The organism is Bulleidia sp. zg-1006 (assembly GCF_016812035.1).
In the GTDB taxonomy this organism is placed as follows: Bacteria; Bacillota_I; Bacilli_A; order Erysipelotrichales; family Erysipelotrichaceae; genus Bulleidia.
Genome location: NZ_CP069178.1, coordinates 286,708 through 308,271, shown reverse-complemented (window position 1 = coordinate 308,271; position 21,564 = coordinate 286,708). Strand labels below are relative to the sequence as shown.

At 34.9% G+C, this 21,564-nt stretch carries 23 protein-coding genes, 4 tRNA genes and 3 pseudogenes; 7 read left to right on the top strand and 23 right to left on the bottom strand.

What is annotated here, in order from left to right; genetic code table 11:
* Positions 1 to 236: 236 nt before the first annotated feature.
* The 8 genes and pseudogenes from JOS54_RS01625 to JOS54_RS01590 form a co-directional block, all read right to left on the bottom strand.
* Positions 237 to 638, bottom strand: coding sequence for a hypothetical protein (locus tag JOS54_RS01625; RefSeq protein ID WP_203245336.1), 402 nt, complete (start codon positions 636 to 638; stop codon positions 237 to 239).
* Positions 639 to 661: 23 nt separating this feature from the next.
* Entirely contained in the window at positions 662 to 1,114 is a 453-nt protein-coding gene (locus JOS54_RS01620) for a hypothetical protein (RefSeq protein WP_203245335.1), read from the bottom strand.
* Positions 1,115 to 1,174: 60 nt separating this feature from the next.
* Positions 1,175 to 2,044 (bottom strand): DUF2262 domain-containing protein, encoded by an 870-nt coding sequence (locus JOS54_RS01615; protein WP_203245334.1) that lies wholly within the window; start codon positions 2,042 to 2,044, stop codon positions 1,175 to 1,177.
* Between the two features lie 75 nt (positions 2,045 to 2,119).
* Positions 2,120 to 2,636, bottom strand: a pseudogene (locus tag JOS54_RS01610) (MobA/MobL family protein).
* Positions 2,637 to 2,876: 240 nt separating this feature from the next.
* On the bottom strand, positions 2,877 to 3,197 hold the full coding sequence (locus JOS54_RS01605; RefSeq protein WP_203245333.1) for a DUF3847 domain-containing protein: 321 nt from the start codon (positions 3,195 to 3,197) through the stop codon (positions 2,877 to 2,879).
* 157 nt (positions 3,198 to 3,354) lie between these two features.
* Complete coding sequence (locus tag JOS54_RS01600; protein WP_203245332.1) at positions 3,355 to 3,771, bottom strand: hypothetical protein; 417 nt, start codon at positions 3,769 to 3,771, stop codon at positions 3,355 to 3,357.
* Between the two features lie 46 nt (positions 3,772 to 3,817).
* Positions 3,818 to 4,240: an Imm12 family immunity protein gene (locus tag JOS54_RS01595; RefSeq protein WP_203245331.1), complete on the bottom strand. Its 423-nt coding sequence runs from the start codon at positions 4,238 to 4,240 to the stop codon at positions 3,818 to 3,820.
* Positions 4,241 to 4,405: 165 nt separating this feature from the next.
* Complete coding sequence (locus JOS54_RS01590) at positions 4,406 to 6,076, bottom strand: recombinase family protein (RefSeq protein WP_203245330.1); 1,671 nt, start codon at positions 6,074 to 6,076, stop codon at positions 4,406 to 4,408.
* On the opposite strand from JOS54_RS01590, the gene JOS54_RS01585 reads away from it, so the two are divergent.
* Positions 6,075 to 6,407 (top strand): tyrosine-type recombinase/integrase, encoded by a 333-nt coding sequence (locus JOS54_RS01585; RefSeq protein ID WP_255520669.1) that lies wholly within the window; start codon positions 6,075 to 6,077, stop codon positions 6,405 to 6,407. The two genes, JOS54_RS01590 and JOS54_RS01585, sit on opposite strands and share 2 nt — an antisense overlap.
* A gap of 51 nt (positions 6,408 to 6,458) precedes the next feature.
* On the opposite strand, the gene JOS54_RS01580 is transcribed toward JOS54_RS01585, so the two are convergent.
* The 4 genes from JOS54_RS01580 to JOS54_RS01565 form a co-directional block, all read right to left on the bottom strand.
* Positions 6,459 to 6,538: transfer RNA gene (locus JOS54_RS01580), tRNA-Leu, on the bottom strand.
* 77 nt (positions 6,539 to 6,615) lie between these two features.
* A complete protein-coding gene (locus JOS54_RS01575) occupies positions 6,616 to 7,035 on the bottom strand; it encodes a hypothetical protein (protein WP_203245328.1) in 420 nt (139 codons plus the stop codon).
* Positions 7,036 to 7,181: 146 nt separating this feature from the next.
* Positions 7,182 to 7,514, bottom strand: a complete 333-nt coding sequence (locus JOS54_RS01570; protein ID WP_203245327.1) for a hypothetical protein — start codon at positions 7,512 to 7,514, stop codon at positions 7,182 to 7,184.
* A 102-nt stretch (positions 7,515 to 7,616) separates the two neighbouring features.
* Positions 7,617 to 8,543, bottom strand: coding sequence for an FAD-dependent oxidoreductase (locus JOS54_RS01565; RefSeq protein ID WP_203245326.1), 927 nt, complete (start codon positions 8,541 to 8,543; stop codon positions 7,617 to 7,619).
* Between the two features lie 92 nt (positions 8,544 to 8,635).
* Here JOS54_RS01565 and JOS54_RS01560 point away from each other — a divergent pair, with 92 nt between their 5' ends.
* Positions 8,636 to 9,268 (top strand): hypothetical protein, encoded by a 633-nt coding sequence (locus JOS54_RS01560; protein ID WP_203245325.1) that lies wholly within the window; start codon positions 8,636 to 8,638, stop codon positions 9,266 to 9,268.
* Between the two features lie 16 nt (positions 9,269 to 9,284).
* Positions 9,285 to 9,357 (top strand) — tRNA-Val (locus JOS54_RS01555).
* 24 nt (positions 9,358 to 9,381) lie between these two features.
* On the opposite strand, the gene JOS54_RS01550 is transcribed toward JOS54_RS01555, so the two are convergent.
* A complete protein-coding gene (locus tag JOS54_RS01550; RefSeq protein ID WP_203245324.1) occupies positions 9,382 to 10,491 on the bottom strand; it encodes a DHHA1 domain-containing protein in 1,110 nt (369 codons plus the stop codon).
* 128 nt (positions 10,492 to 10,619) lie between these two features.
* Between JOS54_RS01550 and JOS54_RS01545 the strand changes: the two genes are divergently transcribed.
* Positions 10,620 to 10,692: transfer RNA gene (locus JOS54_RS01545), tRNA-Thr, on the top strand.
* Positions 10,693 to 11,324: 632 nt separating this feature from the next.
* The gene (gene pyrR, locus JOS54_RS01540) at positions 11,325 to 11,867 is read left to right on the top strand and encodes a bifunctional pyr operon transcriptional regulator/uracil phosphoribosyltransferase PyrR (RefSeq protein ID WP_203245323.1); all 543 of its coding nucleotides are present in this window, start codon (positions 11,325 to 11,327) and stop codon (positions 11,865 to 11,867) included.
* A 183-nt stretch (positions 11,868 to 12,050) separates the two neighbouring features.
* Here the strand turns inward: pyrR and JOS54_RS01535 are convergent, their stop codons facing one another.
* From JOS54_RS01535 to JOS54_RS01525, 4 genes and pseudogenes are all read right to left on the bottom strand, one after another.
* Positions 12,051 to 12,506 carry a bacterioferritin gene (locus tag JOS54_RS01535; protein WP_203245322.1) on the bottom strand — a complete coding sequence of 152 codons (456 nt, stop codon included), beginning with the start codon at positions 12,504 to 12,506 and terminating at the stop codon, positions 12,051 to 12,053.
* 56 nt (positions 12,507 to 12,562) lie between these two features.
* A pseudogene (locus JOS54_RS07975) lies at positions 12,563 to 12,762 on the bottom strand (DUF4368 domain-containing protein); the annotation flags it as partial.
* Positions 12,763 to 12,858: 96 nt separating this feature from the next.
* Positions 12,859 to 12,931: transfer RNA gene (locus tag JOS54_RS01530), tRNA-Lys, on the bottom strand.
* A gap of 20 nt (positions 12,932 to 12,951) precedes the next feature.
* A complete protein-coding gene (locus JOS54_RS01525) occupies positions 12,952 to 13,155 on the bottom strand; it encodes a hypothetical protein (protein ID WP_203245321.1) in 204 nt (67 codons plus the stop codon).
* A 113-nt stretch (positions 13,156 to 13,268) separates the two neighbouring features.
* Here JOS54_RS01525 and JOS54_RS01520 point away from each other — a divergent pair, with 113 nt between their 5' ends.
* The gene (locus tag JOS54_RS01520) at positions 13,269 to 14,117 is read left to right on the top strand and encodes an aldo/keto reductase (protein ID WP_203245320.1); all 849 of its coding nucleotides are present in this window, start codon (positions 13,269 to 13,271) and stop codon (positions 14,115 to 14,117) included.
* 116 nt (positions 14,118 to 14,233) lie between these two features.
* On the opposite strand, the gene JOS54_RS01515 is transcribed toward JOS54_RS01520, so the two are convergent.
* The 3 genes from JOS54_RS01515 to JOS54_RS01505 are packed head-to-tail and all read right to left on the bottom strand — an operon-like array spanning position 14,234 to position 17,269.
* Positions 14,234 to 14,482 (bottom strand): heavy-metal-associated domain-containing protein, encoded by a 249-nt coding sequence (locus tag JOS54_RS01515; RefSeq protein ID WP_203245319.1) that lies wholly within the window; start codon positions 14,480 to 14,482, stop codon positions 14,234 to 14,236.
* On the bottom strand, positions 14,475 to 16,967 hold the full coding sequence (locus JOS54_RS01510; RefSeq protein ID WP_203245318.1) for a heavy metal translocating P-type ATPase: 2,493 nt from the start codon (positions 16,965 to 16,967) through the stop codon (positions 14,475 to 14,477). The genes JOS54_RS01515 and JOS54_RS01510 overlap by 8 nt, the downstream gene beginning before the upstream one ends.
* 8 nt (positions 16,968 to 16,975) lie before the next feature.
* Positions 16,976 to 17,269 carry a metal-sensing transcriptional repressor gene (locus tag JOS54_RS01505; protein WP_203245317.1) on the bottom strand — a complete coding sequence of 98 codons (294 nt, stop codon included), beginning with the start codon at positions 17,267 to 17,269 and terminating at the stop codon, positions 16,976 to 16,978.
* A 98-nt stretch (positions 17,270 to 17,367) separates the two neighbouring features.
* Here JOS54_RS01505 and JOS54_RS01500 point away from each other — a divergent pair, with 98 nt between their 5' ends.
* Entirely contained in the window at positions 17,368 to 18,105 is a 738-nt protein-coding gene (locus JOS54_RS01500) for an endonuclease/exonuclease/phosphatase family protein (protein WP_203245316.1), read from the top strand.
* Here the strand turns inward: JOS54_RS01500 and nrdD are convergent.
* The 3 genes and pseudogenes from nrdD to JOS54_RS07970 all read right to left on the bottom strand — a co-directional run bounded on the left by nrdD (position 18,097) and on the right by JOS54_RS07970 (position 21,454).
* Positions 18,097 to 19,623 carry an anaerobic ribonucleoside-triphosphate reductase gene (nrdD, locus tag JOS54_RS01495; RefSeq protein ID WP_203245315.1) on the bottom strand — a complete coding sequence of 509 codons (1,527 nt, stop codon included), beginning with the start codon at positions 19,621 to 19,623 and terminating at the stop codon, positions 18,097 to 18,099. The two genes, JOS54_RS01500 and nrdD, sit on opposite strands and share 9 nt — an antisense overlap.
* Positions 19,610 to 20,713, bottom strand: coding sequence for an anaerobic ribonucleoside-triphosphate reductase activating protein (locus JOS54_RS01490; protein ID WP_203245314.1), 1,104 nt, complete (start codon positions 20,711 to 20,713; stop codon positions 19,610 to 19,612). Before JOS54_RS01490 ends, nrdD begins: the two co-directional genes overlap by 14 nt.
* 61 nt (positions 20,714 to 20,774) lie before the next feature.
* Positions 20,775 to 21,454: pseudogene (locus JOS54_RS07970) on the bottom strand (YaaA family protein).
* Between the last annotated feature and the right edge of the window lie 110 nt (positions 21,455 to 21,564).

The following is a 21,564-nucleotide window of genomic DNA, read 5'->3' as shown; positions in this document are numbered from 1 at the left end:
GGATGGAAATGTTGTAAAAAAGAGCTTTATACATCGCTCAAATTTGATTTTCATTAAAAACACGGCTATATAAGCATTCTAAAATTCTTTCATTCACAAAATTTTAGGAAAACAAAAAAGAAAGTACATTAATTGCTTGTCCAATTTTTGGGATTCACCTCATTGTGATTTACTGTTTCGGAAGTTGCTATGTTATTTTTTTATTTAATTATTTCATCTTGACAAACCGGGATTTATCAAGACAAAAAGTCTTGAGCTAATCTTCTTATTTCTTCTTCAATATCCTTATTATGAACAATGTCGTTTAAAATCTCAAAGTATACCTGCTGCTCTTGCTCTCCGTTTTTCACTCTGTTCAACATCCAAACAGTGTGCATAGTGGGACATCGTTTGGCAGAAGAGATTAAGAGAGGTTCATATCCCTGCTTATAAAATTTTTCTACAAAATGGACAATCGAACCCGGTGCTCCAAAATCAGAAAGTGGGTGTCGCTCTATAAATTGTAATAGTGGTTCCACTGCTTCAATGCCAATACCACTTTCTTCAATTTCCTGTATACAATTATCCATAATTTCAATGAAATTATCTGTATCTATTTCGTTTTCCATTCTTTCAATTAAGCTATTTAGATTGCTCATCGTCATCCCTCACAACTTCTAATTTATACTACAAAATCCATATTTTTATATCTGGCTGTAACAAAAACTGAAAGGCGAATCTGTGGGATATTCCACTCACCAGATAAATAAATCACACATTCAATCTCATCTCCCTTAGAGTTTGTAGTTATAAATTCGTATCTCCCTATTTCCTCATTATTTGAAATGCGTTCAATATCCGCTATATATGTTTTATCAAAAAATGCATTAAATTCACGCCAAATAGTTTCTACATCTTCCAATGACAGCTCAACTTTTGAACGATATTCTATCCCTGTTTTACATCTCTTTTTCTTATCATTTTCATCAGGTTGGCAAACTTTTGTTATTCCACTATCATATGTCCAGTCTGCAATTTCTAACGCTCTAACTTTGGTTGATAAAGTTTCCTTAAATTCACTAATTGTTTGTAAAAAATATTTACATGCCACCTCAAAAATTTCTAAATCTTCCATATAACAATGTCCTTCATAACTCCTTATTTACATATCCCTATAAACCGGGAGTTGTACGGATTATCCCTCCATATCCGCCGATACAATTCCCTTTTTCAAACTGCCACGTACTGTAACACAATGTCCAAAAAACATATAGTCATCATCGAAATAGGCGGAAAAAGAACCTCCCGAGGTTATTGATATGCTCTCGAGCGTAATTCGCTCTGAAAAGCTCTGCTCCGTAATTTCTGGAATCGGCTCATCTGCCGAATCACGCCATTCACATGCAAGAGTAGTGAGCTTATTTGCCGCAAATCGGCGCATTTCTTTATCCCATTTTTCCTGTTCTGATAACAAATTCTTCATGGCGTTTCTTGCCTTTGTCCAGTTGCTCTTATTATCCTTGTTTACTTCGAGTAAAATCTCTATCCTTTCACCCTGCCATGAAACATTACCCTCAAACCAACTAAATTCTTTATTCAGAGTCAGCTCTCCTAAAATTTTATCTTGCAAAATAATCGGCTTGTTGTATTCCGTGAGAATTTCTTCCAGTGGCATACAAGATACACTTTCTTCAAGAATTTCTGTTACAAGCAGTCGATTCCTTGCAGACTTGGTAATGCCCTCAGGAACATCTTCCTGCTTTTTCATCCGTACCTTTAAGCGATAAATCGTTTCATTCTTAAATCGATCGAGAATACGATTTTTTTCATATTCCTCATCGCTAACAGGATAGACCAGCCATCCCTCATCCTTGTATAATTCCCTTGTTTTGCAATCTACATAAGCTAGAAAATTAACTTGGGCTTCCCAAAAGCCGTTTCTCTTGCCTGCTCCTCTCGTCTTCTGTATCAAAGCAAGAACTTCAATCTCCTCTTTCTCAAAGGTATCTTCCCATTCTTGCCTTGTCATTTCGTTTCTCTTTCGTATATATTCAATTAAAGTCATTTGGTATACCCCTTTTATAAATACTAATTTGTTTTACTTAACATTTACAATATTGTACCATATTTAAGCCAAGTTTTATAGGTCTAACTCGTTCCTCTTTACCTGTGATAGTTGTTTTTCTTGTTCCTGTAACTGCTCTATACAGGTCTTAACTTTTTCAGCCTGTTCTACTTCTTCTCGTATTTCTAATATTTGACTATGTAGGCTCTTTTTATCTTTCTTCAAAGTGGTAAGTTCCGATTTCCATTTGGATATATTTAAGGTCTTGTTTTCTCCTAAATGCTCTTTGAGATGTTTCCTTGCACTTTCAAATAGAATAAGCTCCGCCGTATGCTCATTATAAAAATCTTCCTGTTTGTTTTTCTATTTTTTCCACACTGTTCCATAAGGCAGAACGGTTTATAAATTCCTGTGGTGCATTTTGTGGTAATAGGATTTCTGTATGGGCTATTCCGCCTTTTCTTGTAAAGTCATGGACTATGCCGTCATATTCATTTTTTATCTTTTCGCCACTTCGATAGGCGGAAGCTGCTACCGCACTTTTGCCTTTTCCTCTTGAGATAATCTTTATGCAAAGATGGTATATCGCCATAGCTAAAAACCTCCTCTTTTTTTCTTATATGGATATGGTGGCGATAGATAAGACTTCCTAAAAAAATCGGATAGCCTTTATCCGATTTCTTTTGGGAAGTACACAAGGGGTAGGAAATTTATTTCCGTAGGGGAGTGTAGCTCCCCTGTATCAGCGTTAGCTGATATGCCCTCTGCTAAGAACCTTCGGAGAACGCACACACCCTTTAGGGTGTATAAGTGCGCCCTTGTAAACAAGGGACTATTCCTCTGTGTCCATTTCTTTCTCTTGGTTTTCTGTATTTTGATTTTCGCTTTGTTCTCGTTCCTCTATGATTTTTAAGATTTTTTGATTGATTATTTCTTTGATATTTGGGAATGTGATTAGCTGATAAAATTCATCTTTGCTAAAGTCTTTGCTTTCAGTAAATATACTTTCAAAGACTCCTCCTTTTTCATAAAGCCGTCTATCTCTCTTTTTTCTTTCTTCCTGTTTCTGCTGACTGATGAGCTTTTTTCTTTTGTTTTGTAACTGCTTGATTTCTTCTTCTGTCATTAAAATTTTTTCATCTATATTTTTCATTTTCTGTTTTCCCTTCTTTCTGTTTTTAGGCAAAGAAAAAACAGTAAACCTTTGTGATTTACTGTTTCGTAAGTTGATATATTATTATTTTTATTTACTTATTTCATCTCGACAAACTGAAAATTTTTTCTAAATTTCTACAATTTAGCAATATACTTCAATTAAATTCCTTCTTGCAACATAACAAACTTTCTATCATAACCAAAAGCAAATTTTCTGGATTTATTTCAAATCCATTAGCTGTAATCCTATTATTAAAATATTCAACTGATTTATCGTGATTAAGAAATTTATTGATACAGAGATACTGTTCAACCTCATCAAGTACAAAAGCACTTTCTTTCAAAGACAAATCGCTAAAACCATTTGCATAATGAACACTTTTCATGATTGGTTTTAGCTTTATTTTTGGATATTCTTCCTTGAGCTTATCTCTTAATAAAATCACAAGATGATTAAATGTTTGACAATTCAAATCCTCTACGCTAATATCTTTAATAATATTTTCATTGTGTAAATGTTCAATTAGTTGAATCAAACATTGTTTCAAATCAGTAACGATATTTTCACTCATTAAAAGCATTTCTCCCTTACAAATTTAAAATTTAACTATTTAACTATCAAACATATATTTCCAAATTTTCAAAAACTCTTCTAATCATATCCTCATAACACTCATTATCAAAATCAGACTTACGATTCGCCATTTTCTTCTTAATGGTATTCGAGAGCTCCAAAAGATAATTCTTATAAATTTTAAGAAACTTACTTAAATTTTCTTCCCTATTAGAAGTCCACTCATTAGAGCAGAAATGAACATATACAACAAATTTCTTGGTTGTAAAATAATATCTTGGCTGATAAATTCCCGATTCCGAATAATATTTTGATATATTTCCGCTAAAACAAAGGCAAATATCCATCTTCTGCAATGCCTCTATCTCAATGCTTTCAAAAAAAATTTTCATTTCTTTTCTTACTGTTCTTGCGACAGATAATATATCTATTAACATATCATCCGTTCCGCCAACAATAATATTCATATTGACTTTCACATTTTTCCTCGACTTTCAACTGTGAAATCAAATTCCACACCAAAATTGACTACCAGTATATCATTTCCTTAAACTTATTTATAACTCTATTTATTTAAGATAGAAATCAAAGCAAATTTATCTTTCTAAATATTTAATGATATTATACCATTTTTAAGCCATTTTTTCCATATCTACTTTCTCTGGCACTTGACAGTTACCTATAAAGTTAAAGTACACATCAACTTGTTGTTTTCTATATTTGCCTTTTCTTCCTCCTGTGGCTTCATGGACTACTACTTTTTCTATATACTCATTTATCATTGGTACTGTCAATTCCTCAATATCGGTATACTTTTCTATCATTTTTAGGAATTTATCGGTGTCAACTTTTCTCTGATGGTAGCTTTCTATTTCATTTTCAAAATACTGTATTTGCTTTTCTAAGTCTTGTTGCTCCGTATCATAGATATTAAACAATCTGTCAAAGTGTTTTACAGGTATTTTTCCAAGAGCATGGTCTTCGTATAGCTTTGTAATGAGGGTTGTTAGTTCTTCATTTCTTGATGACAGTTTTTCTAATTTCTCTTTATCTTCTTGATACTTTTCTTCTCGTTTTTCATCGGATAGCTTGTTCATCACTTTTAGAAATTCTTGCTTTTCTTCTTTTGCAAAGTCGGTTATTTCTTTGATTGATTTTAAGAGTATTTCATTCACTGTTTTTACTTTGATATAGTGCATACTGCAAGTGCCTTTTCTGTGTCTGTAATGTTGACATACAAAAGAGTAATCACTATCGTATTTCTTTTCTTTATGTTCTGCCGGCTCTCTGTAGCTTAATTTACCTCCACAATCTGCACAGATTAAAAGTCCTGTAAATGGGTGTGAGGTTGTCCCGTACTTTGGACTTCTTCTTACTGTCTTTCTTAGCCTTTGAGCATTATTCCATGTTTCTTCGTCAATGATAGCTTCATGGGTATTTTGGAAGATAATGAGTTCATCTTCTTTTGCCTTTCTTCGCTTCTTAGTTTTGTAATCAAGGCATATTGTTTTACCAAGTACGGTATGTCCCATGTATTCTCTTTTTTCTAAGATATATCCTACTGTGGTCGGTGTCCAAAAATACGGGTCTTCTATTCCTCTTTTCTTTGAGCTATGATTATTTTCAGGGTAATGTATTTCTGCATAGGCTGACGGTATAAGGACTTTATCTTTGGTTAGTATATCTGCTATCTGTGTTACTCCATATCCCTCTATAACAAGCCTATAAATGCGTTTTACGACCTTTGAACTCTCTTTATCGACAAGTAGCTCCTGTTTATTCTTAGGGTTTCTGTAATAGCCGTATGGAACGCTTGGGGATACTCTTTTACCCTCTTCCATTCTTGCTCTGAAGATAGATTGTATTTTTCTTGAGGTATCTCTCGCATACCATTCGTTCATAATGTTTAGAAATGGGGTAAAATCGCTTTCTGCTTGTTTTTCACTGTCTATTCCGTTATTGATGGCGATAAACCTTACTCCCTTTTCTTTGAAAAGTATTTCGGTGTAAAAGCCTACTTTGAGGTAATCTCTGCCAAACCTACTCATATCTTTTACTATCACAGTAGATACTTTGTTTTCTTCTACTGCTTTTATCATCTTTTGAAATCCCTCTCTATCAAAGGTTGTTCCGCTTACTCCGTCATCGGTATAGTGATAGATATTTACAAAGCCGTTTCTTTTCGCATAACTTTCAAGTAGTTGTTTTTGATTGGTGATGGAATTGCTTTCTCCTTGCATTTCATCATCTCGACTTAAACGCTCATAAAGGGCTGTCTGTCCTATTCTTTTCGTATTTGACATGAGAATTACCTCCTTTCCAAGTTTTTATGATTTTCTCTGTCCCTATGAGGTTAATCCTTTAGCGACAGTTCGAACCTATCCTTCAATGATAGAAAGTGTTTTTAAAAAAGCTATTTCTGAATCAGGTGTTCAAAAAATACGTGTATACGATTTACGACATAGTCACGACACTTGGCTAATTAGCGAAGGAATTAATATTGTGGCTGTCTCAAAAAGATTAGGACATGCAACAATAGAACAAACTTTAAAAACTTATACTCACTTGTCAAGAAATTCAGAAGAACAATTAATCAAAAAAATTAATGAATATAATAATGAATATAAGAATTAATCCGTCCATAGAATGAAAAAAGCCCCATTTTACTGGGGTTTTTATATTAAATGCGGATAACAGGGGTCGAACCTGCACTCCGAGGAACTAGATTCTAAGTCTAGCGCGTCTTCCAATTCCGCCATATCCGCGTGCCTACCATTTTAACGAATTTCTATTCATCTGTAAAGTTAAAAAGACTGCCATTTTTAAAAATGGCAACCCTTTTCTACTTACTGGTGAGTTTAAATTGCTCTTTGTCTTTATCAAAGCTCAACTTATATTCTTTTCCACTTTCTACTTGAATTTCAACTTTCGTTGGTCCCCAAGTCCTACTAACCTTTTTGTACAATACACCAGGTCTTATGTAAGTATAGCTAACCTCTAGAGTGACGTTCCCTGGTGCTGCATAAATTATGTATTTTGTGCCTTCAGCAAAAAACGCCGCTTCGCCACTAATAACTTGTGCATGAAAATCCTTTTGTATAAAAATACCATTCTCTGAAGCAAGCTCGATTTTTGCAAAATCCGAATGCGTTGCCAACCAATTTTCTCTTGAATTCTGATTGACTTTCATGGAGATGAAGCTAATAACAGCCCCTAAAACCAAAGTGCCTCCTACGATTAATGCAATGATGTGTGGTTCCATTTTTTACTCTCCTTTCTTTTTATGATACCTATCAAAACTACATTTTTTCTTTTTCATCTGTGAGTTGAATAGCCTTACTTTTTTCACCAATGATGCCTAAATCTTCTAATAGTTCATGAAATCGCCGATACCCTAGCATAGATAAATCAAAATAATCTTTTTCTCCATTTATAGTAGTAACATATAGAGAATGTTTGATAATCAGCCGATTTTGATTGAATAGAAACTTCATCAAGATTATAATGATAAGCTTTTTTTCCATCATAGACTGAAAAATCGTTATCGTGAACAACAACCTTAATTCGACTTTCCTTATAAATCATTGTTAAAGCAAGCAATAAAGCAATGCCGGACGCAATAAACCCAGCCTTTGAACCACCAAAATACCCCACAAATAAAAAAACAAAAACGACCGCAAACACCATAATGATTAAATTAAGCATTACAGCCATAAGATTTCTTTTATATACTTTTTCCATCCAAACCTCCTCTTTTTTATTATAATATATCCTCTATTTGCTTTGCAATTTTTTACAGTATAAATTCTTTAATAAATTATTGAATTCATAAAACAAAAGGGCTTAATGCCCTTGACTTAAATATTCAAACACCTCTTCACTACAAGCTTTTCCATCTTTTATTGCGTTACCAATCATAGCTGGACCATACAAAGCATCTCCACAAACAAAGACCCCTTCTAAATTGGTCTTATGTTCTGATTTTGATAAAGTCTTTAACCCCTCATCCAAAACAGAGAAGTCAACCTTTTGACCAACAGCCGCAACCACCAAATCTGCTGGAATGAAATGTTTCGAACCTTCTTGCACATGCACAGAAGCTCGACCGCTTTCATCTTTTTCGCCAAGAACCATCGTGTCCGCTTGAACACCTGTCACAGACCCCTTCACATCCCGAACAATATCCGCAATATTTTCAAGGTAATGGAAAACAACACCTTCTTTTACAGCGTCCTTTACTTCTCCTTTACTAGCAGGCATTTCGTCTTGTGAACGACGGTACAAAAGTTGCACATCCGGCAAAATTCTTTTCAAGCTTCGGCAACAATCCATCGCCACATTGCCACCACCCCAAACAATTGCACTTTGGTACTTTTCTTGGTAATCCTTTTCTTGATGCAAAATATTTAGGTTATATAACAAAGTCAACCCTGCTTCGTAGCCATTCCCTGCTTCAAAGCCTGCTAAATTTTCAATCTGAGCACCAATCGCTACAACCACCACATCATTTTCTTCACGAAGCTTCGCAAAAGGAATATCTTTTCCTACTTCGACATTATAGTAAAACTGAGTTCCCTTCTCTTTTAATTCTTTTTCAACTCTATCTATAAAAGCTAAGCTAAAACGCCAAGATGGAATACCTGTGTAAGCAGCTCCTCCTGAACGATTATTTTTATCATAAATGGATATTTGATAATCCCCTTTATTTAATAAAGCCTGTGCTCCAAGTAAAGCAGAAGGTCCCGCTCCGATATACGCTATTTTTTTCATCACTTTTCTCCTTGCGGTCTAATTCTTGATGAAATGGATGAAAATGTCAATTTTAGTGCTACTTCTGCTAAAATAAAGCAAGGGAGAATATCATGAAGAAAATTGTTAAAATCTTGTTTGTTTTAGTCGTTTCAATTAGTCTTTTTGCTTGCAATAATGGTTCATCCGAAAAGAAAGAAGTACAAGCGATTACGGAAAAATTTCTACAATCCTTTGATAAGGGAGATTATGATAACTGTAAAAAGTTCATGACAAAAGAAGCTAGTAAGATGATTGATACAATCAATCAAGCTTTAAATACAGATGGCTTAGGTGGCAATATTTTTACTTTCACTATAGAACAAAAAACGCAATTGAAAACAATTTTCCATCAATTGTTAGATAAAATGATAAAGTTTTATCAAATAGGTGAAATCAAAAAAGAGGGTGATGTTTATGTAATAGACGTTACTTTTGAAGGCGTTAAAGAATTGGATACTGTTTTAGAGGTATTCCAAAAGAAATTTAATTCCCAAAGAAATAATTTCATTAAGACTTGGACAGAGAAAGGCGAGAATGAGGCCAAGAAGATGATGGCTTCTATACTTATTAAAGACTTACAAGAAACCGTTGATACATTGGAAACTTATGCTACTTTCTCTAACTTTTCAACGAAACTTTCAGTTGAAAAAGTTGACAACAAATGGCTGATTTGTGAATTTTCAAATAAAGAAAACAAGAAGTGATTCATAACTTCTTAATGAGTGATTAGCTCAGCTGGGAGAGCACTTCCTTGACGTGGAAGGGGTCATGGGTTCGAGTCCCTTATCGCTCACTAACATACATAAGAAAAGGAAGTTCAACCTAGAACTTCCTTTAATTTATCGATAACTGATTCAATCGCTTCTTCACATTGGAAACTGACCAGTTTCAATGATCCACCACCACGAATCATCATACTTTCCTGGATGCTCCTTAAATAAACTCTCGCGTTTCCATTGCTTGACCCCAAAGCCACATGAACTTGATTATTCAGCTTTGATACAAAAGCTATTTCACGATTATCAGTCAATAAAGGATTTAAGAAAGAAGCTAACTCTTTACTTGTAAAGCCGTCTATTTCAATCACTTTTTCATTCGTCTTTTTTACTTTTTCTAATTCAAAAGCTAAGACTTTTTCTTTCCAAGTTTGTTCGCTCTTATTCTTTTCTTTTAAGTCATTTTGTAACTTTTCAATACGGTCTTTTAGTTCATTTTCTTTCACGCCGGCTTGCCTACTAGCTTCCATTAGATATTGATGTTCCAACTGAAAACGTTGCTTCGTTGCCGGTCCAACTGTACATAGAACTCTTGTACCACGGGAGGTTTTCTCCGCTCCTAAAACCACTGCCGAACCTATTTCACCAGTATGATTGACATGAAGAGTGCCGCATGGTTGCTCGTCATAATCCCCTATTTTAACAACACGAACAAGATTTAAATGTTGGTAATGAGAATCTGGATAATCCTTTCCTGGCACATAAGAAAATTCAACTGGAATATCATCCCAAATCACTTCATCCATATACGCTTGAATATTCTTTAATTCTTCTTCATCCACCGTTTCATTGACTTCATACCATTGATTCATAGCTTGTACACCAATCGCAATGATATATTTACCTTCTTTTCGGCGATAATAGCCATCCATCGCATGAAATAAAGTTTGGACGCTTGTATTCATATAGCGTGTTTCACGATCTACCTTCATTTCAATCGGATTACTTAAAGTACCATCCACCTTATGCCAAAGAACTTCGTTTTCATCGTATTTTAAATCTGTCACAGTCAAGCCATTGATAGTACCAACATCTGCCAACATACCACCTTTATTACCATAAAAAATAGTATCTTCAAACTGGTAATAGCCTTCTTTTTCTTCTTTGATAGTCGTTTTTATCTCTAATTGTTCAAAATGGTCATTACTCATAACGAAATCCTCCCTCTCAATAGCTTTATTGTATCATTAGCTATTAATTAATTCTCTACACTGTATTCCTTCAAAATGTTTTGTAATGATTGAAATCTTTTTTGTTTTTCAGTATCATTACTAAGTACGCCGATATAGCTCAGTCGGTAGAGCAACTCATTCGTAATGAGTAGGTCGTTGGTTCGATTCCGATTATCGGCATATCTTTCTATTTCGCTAACATCTGTTAGTGTTCGAAAAACCAGTTAAATACTGGTTTTTTAATTATATATATTTTTTTTGGAATGACGCTGAAATACACGGATAAACAATAGAAAATATTCATAAAATACTGAGAAGAATGACATTTTAAGCTTTTTCTTTAATAACTTTAAAGTATATTATGTTGATGAAAAAAAGATTAAAAGTCTACCAGCTAATGAAAGTAGGCTTTTTGACAAAGACCTAAATAGACTGGGAGTAAAAAGATTTTTTATTTATCATTCAACTACACAGATAATTTCCCCATCCTCAAAGTGGGCTATTTTACTAAAGAATACACATCATATCCTTTTCACGAATGGTATTTTCACCACCTGGAAAGACCTTTTCAATTCCAATACCCAAACTAACAATCTCTGCCTTAGACTATTCACAAATAGCTATTACCCCGATGTGGCTTACCCTGTTGCTAGAAAATCATCTACTTTTAAAATATTTTCAGGGAATATTTTTCCATCCGCTAAGATACAGTTTTCTAATAACTTCATACTACTACATAAGCTTTCTTTTTTTCAGCGAAATCTTTTTCTAAATTAAGTCATTTTCAGATAAAATAGAAATGTGAGGTAATCATGGGTAAAATTATACAAATTATGGATGAAAACCAAATGGATCGCTCTTTAAGTCGTTTAGCACATGAAATCATCGAAAAGAATGATGGTTTAGAGAATATTGCTCTATTAGGAATTAAAAGAAGGGGCGTTCCTTTGGCTAAACGTTTGGCAAAAAAACTTAAGAAATTTGTTGATGTGAATGTACCTGTAGGAGAAATTGACATTACTTTATATCGTGATGATTTGAGTGAAATCAAAAATGGTCCTCGAACAAAATCTTGTCAAATCCCTGTTTCTTTAAAAAACCATACCATTATCCTTGTGGATGATGTTTTATACACTGGAAGAACAGTGCGAGCCGCAATTGATGCTATCTTTGATGTAGGAAGACCGATTTCCATTCAATTAGCTATTCTAATTGATCGTGGGCATCGAGAGTTACCAATCCGACCGGATTATATTGGCAAAAATATCCCGACTTCTAAAAAAGAAATCGTTCATGTTGAATTAAAGGAAATTGATGATAATAATCAAGTTTATGTACAAAAGGAATTGAATTAACCAATTCCTTTTGTGATAGAATTCTATTTTCTGTTCTCTTGTAAGTTTTTCCACAACAAAAAATGAACCTCCTTTATTGGTTTGTCCAACTTTTGGGGTTCACTTTACTGATTGATTGACTGTTTTTGAATTGCTATGTTATAGCTTTGTATTTAGTTGTAATTTCTAACTGTTAGTACACTTTTACAGCTGTTGAACAAGCCAATTTTCTTTTCCAATCATTTCAATCAACTCTAACTGCTCTTCAGCCCAGTATGCATCTTCTTCTTCGTCCTGATAATACTTTTTCAAAATATCATATGTTGTGTAATCTCCTCTTGCTTCCTCAGTCAAAGATGCAAGCCAAGCAAGTCCATCCTTAGAAACTTGCAAATCATATTTAATCCATTCAATTGGATTTTTGTAAACTACTGCTTCTTGCTTTGCTTCAAGTTTTACATCTCCACCTAAATCTATAAGTCTATCTATGCACTGCTGAACATATCCTCGCTCTTCTACTGCATGCTCTGCATATTTATCTGCCAATTTGCTAAAACCCTGACTCGCAAAAACTCTTGCCTGGATTATATGTCCATCTGCCTGTTGGGATAAATTTGTAATTATCACTTGAAGACCTTTCATAACCTTTTCATTGTTCATGTGCTTTACCTCCATCTATTTTTATGTCATCATATTATACCTTTTTTACAGCATTCTCAATCACTTTGCTTAGAATTTTTACCGTTTTTAAGCCATTTTTCTATATTAGCTTTTGGCGACACATGACAGTTGCCTATGAAGTTAAAGTAAACATCGACTTGTTGTTTTCTCTCTTTGCCTTTTCTTCCACCTATTGCTTCACGGACTACAAACTTTCTATATACTCATTTATCATTGGTGCTATCCATTTTTCAATGTATTCGACTAATATATCCACCTATTTTATCTCATTTCATTATCAAACAACATTCAATACAAATTAAAAACACAACCTAACGATTGTGCTAGTAAGTGGTTCCTGTCGGGCTCGAACCGACGACCCACTGATTAAGAGTCAGTTGCTCTGCCAACTGAGCTAAGGAACCATCTGTGGATTGCTTGATTATTATAAAACAACCCACAACCTATTTGCAAGCAAAACTTCATATTTTAAAGCATGAATTTTCATCCTTTTTTCAAACTTTGGCCAATCAACTTTTGCTAGCTCCTGCCAATTATTCTCTTTTGAAAATAATTCGTACAATTCGAAGGTGGATAACTTGTCTAATTGAATGCGACTGTTGGCTTGAAATATAGATTTGACTACCATAAAACGTCCTCTCTTTCTGTCTTTATCCTATCGCTCAAGCATGATAACAGGCGGTAAATATTTTCCTTTTACTTGAAACGGTTTTCAACTAAAAACAAGGCTATAATAGAGACATGAAAACCGCATTCCGAATCACAAATTTACATAATGGAATTATTATTCCATACCCTGGTTACCGCATTGATCATACAAGAGCAAATTCCATTTATAAGGATGTTTTAAAGGCTCTTACCTTCGGTTTCCGTCATCTTGATTTACCATCAGATTCGACGTATTTTCCACTCATTCAAAAGGCGATTGAAGAAAGCCATGTTCATCGTGATGATTTATTCTTAACCGCCAAACTTGGCAATCATGACCATGGCACTAATGGTGTAAAACGTTATTTTGGTCATTTATTAAAGATTTTTAAAACCGACTACATTGATTTGTTCTTAATCAACTGGCCGAATCCTTTGGAATTTAGAAAAAACCATTTGTATACTGAAAAGGAAACTTGGTTTGCTTTGGAAGATTTATACCGAAGTGGAAAGGTGCATGCGATTGGTATTGGTAATTGCCAAGCCCATCACATTGAAGAATACTTAGAGTTTTCAAATATTGCCCCAATGGTCAACCAGGCTCGCTTTTATCCCGGCTTTCCTTTTGAGAATAACTTGGATTGTGCAAAACTTCATGGCATTCAAACCATTGGCTTTCTACCGCCTAACCATGAAGCTATCCTAAAAGCAAAGGAAATTCAGATATTCGCGAATAAATATCATGTGTCTACTCGGATGATTTGTGCTCGTTATTTATTGGATAAGGATGTACTTCCACTTGTTCAAAGCAATGATTTGAATGAAATGGAAGATTATTCTCAGTTACATTCTTTTCAATTAGCGAAAGAAGATATTAAATTTCTGGATGGAATTCAAAATTATGGTCCTGCTAACATTAATCCGGATACCTGTGATTTTTAAAGGACTAGAAGCTGTACCGACCTCCCTATCGTTAGATTTTGGTCTAACTTTTGGGGGACACATCAAAGCTTCTCGCCTTTTTAATTTCCAAATAAAAAGATGGCTATCACCACCTTCTAAAAGAACCAAAGTTTTTTCTTTTCATACACCTTTGTTGAAATACCCTTGAACTCATAGCCCGAATCTTCAATTGCCTTTTGAATTAACTTTGGATCCAACGCTTCTTCTGAGACAAAACAAGCTTCTTTCTTTTTTCGACTTGCTTTAACCTTTGAAACAGATCCTAAACGACGAAGTGCATCTTGAATATGGCTTTCACACATTGAACAAGCCATTCCCTCTATTTGAATGGTTGTCTTAAACATTTTCCACTCCTTTGAACTCATACTCCTTTTCTTCAATTGCCTTTTGAAAGGCTTCACTCGGAACATCCTTTGATAAAGATACCTCTGCAATCCCTTTTTCATGAGATACAACAGCGCTTTCTACTCCATCAATTTTTTCCAAGGCTTTCTTAACGCTCATTTCACAATGTTCACACATCATACCTTCTACTTTTACAATCTTTTTCATTTTACTTTCCTTCTTTCTTTTCCATTCCATCCATTGAACCTCTACTCTTTTCTTATTCTTCGGCTGACGGGTAATCCTAACATAATTTAATCTTAAGGCATTTAATACCACAGTGACAGAGCTTAATGCCATAGCTGCTGCAGCCCACATTGGTTCAATCGCAACTCCGGGAATAAATCCTGCTGCGGATGGCACTAACACCAAATTATATATAAAAGCCCAAAATAAATTTTCATGGATGGTTTGGACTGTCTTTTCACTTAAATAAATAGCTTGTACCACTTCTGATAAATGCGATTGGCTTAACACAATATCCGCCGCATCTATCGCTACATCCGTACCGGCTCCAATTGCTAAGCCTAAATTTGCGTCCGTTAAAGCTGGTGCATCGTTAATACCATCACCAACCATCGCCACTTTCCCAAACCGCTTTAGCCAAGAAATAACTTGTTCTTTTTCATCTGGTAAAACGCCTGAAATTACGTGTTGAACACCGGCTTGCTTACCAATTGCTTGTGCGGTAGCTTCTTGATCGCCTGTAATCATCACCACTTCACGACCGGATTGTTGTAGGATTTTAATAGCCTGCTTAGAATCTTCTTTGATTGGATCAGCTACAATAATAGATCCTAGATACATTCCATTTTGTATGAACAATAATGGCGTTCTACCCATCTTAGCTTGTACTTCCAAATCTTCTTTTTGTGTTTCACTCAATGAAGTCAAAGAAGAAATATAACTATAAGAACCACCCACAATCTCTTTGCCCTTCACATAAGCTTTTAAGCCATGCCCAACGACGGTTTTAAATTGTTCCACCTCTTGTAAATTTATCTTTTTTTCACGTGCTTTTTCGACAATGGCTTTCGCAAAAGGATGTTCACTTTTTGCTTCTAAGGCGTACGCAAGTGACCATAATTCAGAGTTTTCTTCAAAGACCTCTACCACTTGTGGCTGTCCTTTAGTGATTGTTCCTGTCTTATCCAAAGCAATAATATCCATCTTACTCATTTCTTCCAAGGATTCAGAAGTTTTAAACAATAAGCCATTTTGGAAACCAACACCACTACCCACCATAATCGCTACTGGCGTTGCTAGACCAAGGGCACATGGACAAGCAATCACCATGACCGATACGGCATGTTGCATGGATAAGCTAACATCCTTAGTCCAAATGAACCAAATAAAGAACACGAGAAGTGAAATTACTAAGATGGTTGGTACAAAGATAGAGGAAATCTTATCCGCAATTTTAGCAATTGGAGCTTTTGTCATGGAAGCTTCTTTCACCAGTTGAATAATTTGCGCCAAACTGGTATCCTTACCCACTTGCGTGGCTCGAATGACCATGTATCCAGTTCGATTGATGGTTGCGGATTTGACAACATCCCCTTCCTTTTTATCTACTGGTAAGCTTTCACCCGTTAAAGCACTCTCGTCCACCGTTGCTTGTCCCTGTAAAACAATACCATCTACAGCAATCTTTTCACCGGCCTTCACTAAGATACAATCATTGACCTTTACTTCTTCAATGGAAACCATTTTTTCTTCCCCATTCATAAACAAACGAGCTTCATTTGGACTTAGTTGAATGAGAGATTTTAAAGCGTTGGTTGTTTTTCCTTTGGAATAAGCTTCTAATGTTTTCCCTAAGACAATAAAAACCAAAATCATCGCAGCTGATTCAAAATAATATTGATGATGCGCTAAAGTCATTTGTTCCAATGTCGGTGTGACTGTCATGCGAAATAAAATACCAATCGACCAAAGGTATGAAATCCCCGAGCCTAGGGTAACTAAGGTATCCATATTTGGTGTTAAATGAATCAGTGATTTCCATCCTGATACGAAGAAAGAACGATTAATCACCATTACCACAAGTGCCAAAATGGCTTGCACCAAACCCAAAGCCATATAGTTTTCATTGAAAAAAGAAGGTAGAGGCCAATGAAACATCATATAGCCCATACTGAAATACATTAAAACTAAAATGACCCCTAACGATAGTACAAAGCGTTTCATTAACTTAGGCGTTTCTTCTTCCGATAGTTCATTCCCCTTTGTTTTAACATCTGTATGACTATTTGAAATAGCTTGATAGCCAGCTTTTTCCACTGCTTTTTCAATATCTTGATGCGAAACATTTCCTTCAACCACCATAGAATTAGTCAATAAAGAAACCGAACAAGATTGAACACCCGGAACTTTTTTAACAGCTTTTTCAACCGTTGCTTGACAAGCTGCACAACTCATCCCTTTTACTTGATAATTTTCCATACAACCTCCTACTTCATTAACTTTTGAATCATCTTCACAAGTTCTTGAATACTTTCTTCATTTCCTTCACGAAGATCTTCCACTACACAAGTTTGAATATGACTTGCCATTAGTTCTTTAGAAAAGCTATTTAAGGCTGATGAAACAGCGGATACTTGCATAACAATATTAGGGCAATATTGATCCTCATCCACCATCTTCTCAATACCTCTAATTTGTCCTTCAATTCGATGCAAGCGCATTAATAAAGCCTTCTTTTCTGCTTCACTTCTTTGTTTATATTCGTGTGCGTGACATTTCATATATGGTCCTCTTATAGATATTACTATATACCCATAGGGGTATATGTCAAACAAAGTGATTAGCTGTCTTTCTTTTTGTTTTCTAGTATAATCATGGCATGAAAAAGTATTCTATTATGACTTTTAACTTATTATCTGATGTTGTTTATCCATTTGGCTCTAAACGCTTTTCTCGTCGCTTACCAGCTATTTTAGCCTGTTTAGACGAATATAAACCCGATATCCTTTGCGTGCAGGAATACACAAGAACCATGCGTCAATCTCTAAAACCACTAGGAAAAGACTACCAAGTTTTTGGTGAATACCGGCATAGTTTTATTAGGAATGAAGCCAATCTCATTTTCATTCATAAAAACCATTTTAAAGTGTCAAACTATCAAACCCTTTGGTTATCCAAAACACCAACGAAAAAAGGATCGAAATTGCTTCTATCGCAATTCCCAAGAATTGTAACCATCGTTACGCTTCAAAATGAACAAGGTAAACAATTCAACATTGCGAATACACATTTAGATGCAGGGTTTGAAAGCGTTCGATATGAACAACTTCATATTCTTTTATCCCTTCTTCCTAAAGGACCAACTATTCTATGTGGAGACATGAATACTACCTTATCCGGAAAAACACTTTCTTACTTGGAATCTACTTGGATACGCCCACAAGCTCTAGGTAGTACCTTACGAGGGAAGTTTGGTTCTGCCCGTTATAAGCAAGAAGCTGTTGATCAAATTTTACTTCGTCAATTAAAACTTCTTGATATTAAGAAAATAAAAAAGGATTATGTGGGGCAAGAGCCTTCCAATCATTGTCCTTTATTCGCTCATTTTTCACTTTAAATGGAAGCCAAGAAGACGTAGATGATAGGTTTTTTGAATTTTTGATAGATAATGCAAAATATCCTTATCACTCATTTCTTCTGGTAAATCGATGGATTGTAGCTTCCCAAGACCATCCAAACTTTGTGTTTTTTCTTGTAAAGCAAAACCTTTCATAATATCTATTTCTTTTTCAGGAATAAATTCCATGTAGATGCCTTCTTTTTCAAGGACTTCTTTTTCTTCCTGCAATAGCTCTATTAAATCCGTTGCTTGTTCAAGCGACACATTCTTCCAACAAATTTTCGCGATTTTTTTATCAGGTAAACCATAGGCTTTACTATATGGATACAGACCATTTTCAGTCAATTTATCAAGAATAATTTGTTGGGTTAATAAAGCTTTATGAGCTAAGGTCAATTTTTCTTTCCAAGTTTCCTTGTCAAATGAAATACTCACTTTGCCGCTAATCATTTGGCTATCCACATCTTGAGGCATTGTTCGCCAAAATAAACATTGGTCTTTCTTTAATAAATCAAGCACCTTCTCTTCCAAATAATTGACTGTTATCCATGGATACGCAAATGGTTTTCCTTCGCCATCACCTTCTAATAAAACTTCATAGAAAGCTTGACGGATTTTCCCCGCTTCTTTTTCTAAATCTCCATAAACAAATGTCATTTTCTTACCAGCGATAAACACTTCTTGATGAATAAATTTTTCGGGAATACGACCATCAAAGGCAAAATGGCTAAAAGGAGCTTTTCCGCCCCAACGAGAAGGAACATTTAAACCATATACCAGGGTTTGAATCGATTGTTTAATTTCAGCATAGCTTAATTCATCTTGACGCACAAAAGGAGCTAGTAAGGTATCTATGTGTTCAAAACCTTGTACACTCACCCATTCATTTTGGATAATGCCGATAAAGTTGGTGATATGTGAACAAGCGGTGCTTAAATGTTTAGCTGGTAAAGTACCTACCTTTCCTTGCACTGGCAAAATTCCTTTTTTTAATAGTAAATTCAAATCCCAAATACAAGCGTAAGGAGCCATCATCTCCATACCACCGATTTCTAATGTGCCTTTATGAACCGCCTCTCGAATACTACGGTCGTAAATATCCTCTAACCAATATAGTTCGGTTAAGGAAGCTGAGTTATTTAAGATTAAACCACCAATGGTATTTTCTTGATTCCCCTCTAAATAGCGTTCAATATCTTTTAAATACTGATGGTTCGCCTCTTCAATTTCACGCAAGCGTTCATGTTCACGGCGATATAAAATATAGGCTTTCGCCACTTCGGAATAACCACATTCCGCTAACACATGTTCCACACTGTCTTGAATATCTTCAACACTAATCACATCGTCCGCAATTTTATCTTCAAAATCAGCCACTGCTCGTATCGCAATTAAATCTAATACCGAAGAAGGAACCCTTTTTTTCGAGCCATGAAAAGCTTTTTTAATGGCAACTTTGATTTTATCTACCTCAAACTCGGTTAAGCTATTATCTCTTTTTCTAACTTTCCACATGACTTATCTTCTCCCATTCTTCTTCACTCCACTCCACTAAGTCTTTTTGAATCACTTGATTGCTTTGTCTAAATGGATACAACTTCCAATGCTTATCGCCTTCTAATTCTTTATACATTTGTTTTACATCTTTTTTACCATGGAAAGCTTTCACTAAAGTGGTATGGATTTCATAGGGAATTCCCGAACATTGTACCAATTTCAAGCTTTCTTTCATGCGCCGGATAGGAACATCCCTTGCCAACAAACCAACAGTTTCCGGTATTTTCCGACTTGCATTTTTCCAATCAAGTTGGATGTAATCCACTAGTTTTCTTTGTATAAGACTTTCTAACACATAGGGAAAAGTACCATTGGTTTCTAATTTAACCGATAAGCCTAACTTTTTAATTTCTACTAAGAAAGGAATAAGGGCTTCTTGTTGACAAGGTTCTCCACCACTGATACAAACTGCTTCCAAAAAAATTGTTCTGGATTTTAAATCTTCTAAAACTTCTGTAACATCTAATAAATTCGCTTCTTGGGGCAAGAAAACCAAATCTTTTTGATTACAAAAAGGACACTTTAAATTACAACCGGATAGATAAATAGTGGCGCTTACTTTATCGGGATAATTTCCTAAATCTAAATTTTTATATTTACCAATGCGTAAGGATTGGAAATCTTTATCTTCCTCTTTATCATTCGCTTCTGAATTCTTCATCACAATCGTCAGCTCTTCTAAAAAATGTGAAAAATCAACGTCTTTAGCAAGACTTTGTCCATATTCTTGACGATAATGATAGATGGAGCTAATGATATCTGATGCTTTGGAAGTGGTGTAAAGATGTTTTACACGACGGTCTTGTTCATCAATTTTTACTTTTAAATAGCCATTATCTAATAAGTTTTGTACAACCTTTGAGGTTGTTCCTTTATCCACAACCGACCTTTGGGTTAATTCTTGCATGGTAATACCAGCGTGTTCATTGACCATAAGTAAAGGAAGTACTTGACCCCAACCCAAATTATATTGGGATAGACTATGGTCAAAGTACTTTTTAGTGTTTCGATAAAGCAACGACAAAGCTAATAAATAGTTATCTTCCATCACATTTATTTTAATCAAAAATAGTTAAATTTCCTAGGAAATTAAGTTGCGACTTACAATATCATGCGTATAAATAAACAATGTGTTCTTCATCTGATAAATCTTCTCGATACCAATAGTGGTCAAAGCTGTTTCTTAATTTATTGACTTCTTCGATTTTTCTTTCTGCCATGGAATAAATCAAGTCGCCTCTTCCTATCTTCGCAAGTGTTCCTTTGGTTTTAAGTTTTCCTTTTTCTAAATGACCAAAGAGGATATGGGTTACTTTCCCATCATAGTCTTTTAAAAGGGTATCGCTGTATTCTTTTGAAGCTACATTAATAATTTCTTCCTGTTGAAAGTACTCTTTTAATTTATTTTCCAATAGGAATAAAGACTTCCACTTGGCAGAAAAGCTTGCATCTCCAGACGATAGGAAACCACCGCATCCATTGGTTTTAAAACACCATACATAGCGGATAGTATGCACAAATGTTCTTCTAAATAATCCAATTCCTTTTGTCCTAAAGCATTCGCTGATAAATGTTGGAAAGCTAAGCCTTGATAAGCAAAAAGAGCTGGTGTTTTACCGGACATCGATTTAGTTTCTAAAAGCATTTGATTGGTTCTTTGGAATAAAGCATCCGATACATTCCAAATCTTTTTTCTTTCTTTATCGGAATATGATTTCATCGCTTCTAATAATTCATTCGCTTCTTTTAAGAAGAAAGGATTTTGGGTAGTAAGAAAATCTTCATCCATCTTCATTTTCTTGCTTGGAGAAAAAATAATTTTCATATTCTTATTGTACTGGAAAATAGTTGAATTAAAAACGCAACTGCCTAACTAAAAAGCAGTCCATTCATTTGAAT

Excerpts from the sequence above, each read along its gene's own strand:
- JOS54_RS01510 (WP_203245318.1), bottom strand. The coding sequence starts at position 16,967 with ATGGAAAATTATCAAGTAAAAGGGATGAGTTGTGCAGCTTGTCAAGCA.
- JOS54_RS01500 (WP_203245316.1), top strand. The coding sequence starts at position 17,368 with ATGAAAAAGTATTCTATTATGACTTTTAACTTATTATCTGATGTTGTT.
- JOS54_RS01625 (WP_203245336.1), bottom strand. The coding sequence starts at position 638 with ATGAGCAATCTAAATAGCTTAATTGAAAGAATGGAAAACGAAATAGAT.
- JOS54_RS01550 (WP_203245324.1), bottom strand. The coding sequence starts at position 10,491 with ATGAGTAATGACCATTTTGAACAATTAGAGATAAAAACGACTATCAAA.
- JOS54_RS01515 (WP_203245319.1), bottom strand. The coding sequence starts at position 14,482 with ATGTTTAAGACAACCATTCAAATAGAGGGAATGGCTTGTTCAATGTGT.
- JOS54_RS01605 (WP_203245333.1), bottom strand. The coding sequence starts at position 3,197 with ATGAAAAATATAGATGAAAAAATTTTAATGACAGAAGAAGAAATCAAG.
- JOS54_RS01595 (WP_203245331.1), bottom strand. The coding sequence starts at position 4,240 with ATGAATATTATTGTTGGCGGAACGGATGATATGTTAATAGATATATTA.
- JOS54_RS01565 (WP_203245326.1), bottom strand. The coding sequence starts at position 8,543 with ATGAAAAAAATAGCGTATATCGGAGCGGGACCTTCTGCTTTACTTGGA.
- JOS54_RS01490 (WP_203245314.1), bottom strand. The coding sequence starts at position 20,713 with ATGGAAGATAACTATTTATTAGCTTTGTCGTTGCTTTATCGAAACACT.
- JOS54_RS01615 (WP_203245334.1), bottom strand. The coding sequence starts at position 2,044 with ATGACTTTAATTGAATATATACGAAAGAGAAACGAAATGACAAGGCAA.
- JOS54_RS01585 (WP_255520669.1), top strand. The coding sequence starts at position 6,075 with ATGAGAATTACCTCCTTTCCAAGTTTTTATGATTTTCTCTGTCCCTAT.
- JOS54_RS01620 (WP_203245335.1), bottom strand. The coding sequence starts at position 1,114 with ATGGAAGATTTAGAAATTTTTGAGGTGGCATGTAAATATTTTTTACAA.
- JOS54_RS01575 (WP_203245328.1), bottom strand. The coding sequence starts at position 7,035 with ATGGAACCACACATCATTGCATTAATCGTAGGAGGCACTTTGGTTTTA.
- JOS54_RS01535 (WP_203245322.1), bottom strand. The coding sequence starts at position 12,506 with ATGAACAATGAAAAGGTTATGAAAGGTCTTCAAGTGATAATTACAAAT.
- JOS54_RS01560 (WP_203245325.1), top strand. The coding sequence starts at position 8,636 with ATGAAGAAAATTGTTAAAATCTTGTTTGTTTTAGTCGTTTCAATTAGT.
- pyrR (WP_203245323.1), top strand. The coding sequence starts at position 11,325 with ATGGGTAAAATTATACAAATTATGGATGAAAACCAAATGGATCGCTCT.
- JOS54_RS01570 (WP_203245327.1), bottom strand. The coding sequence starts at position 7,514 with ATGGAAAAAGTATATAAAAGAAATCTTATGGCTGTAATGCTTAATTTA.
- JOS54_RS01505 (WP_203245317.1), bottom strand. The coding sequence starts at position 17,269 with ATGAAATGTCACGCACACGAATATAAACAAAGAAGTGAAGCAGAAAAG.
- JOS54_RS01520 (WP_203245320.1), top strand. The coding sequence starts at position 13,269 with ATGAAAACCGCATTCCGAATCACAAATTTACATAATGGAATTATTATT.
- JOS54_RS01600 (WP_203245332.1), bottom strand. The coding sequence starts at position 3,771 with ATGAGTGAAAATATCGTTACTGATTTGAAACAATGTTTGATTCAACTA.
- JOS54_RS01590 (WP_203245330.1), bottom strand. The coding sequence starts at position 6,076 with ATGTCAAATACGAAAAGAATAGGACAGACAGCCCTTTATGAGCGTTTA.
- JOS54_RS01525 (WP_203245321.1), bottom strand. The coding sequence starts at position 13,155 with ATGGTAGTCAAATCTATATTTCAAGCCAACAGTCGCATTCAATTAGAC.
- nrdD (WP_203245315.1), bottom strand. The coding sequence starts at position 19,623 with ATGTGGAAAGTTAGAAAAAGAGATAATAGCTTAACCGAGTTTGAGGTA.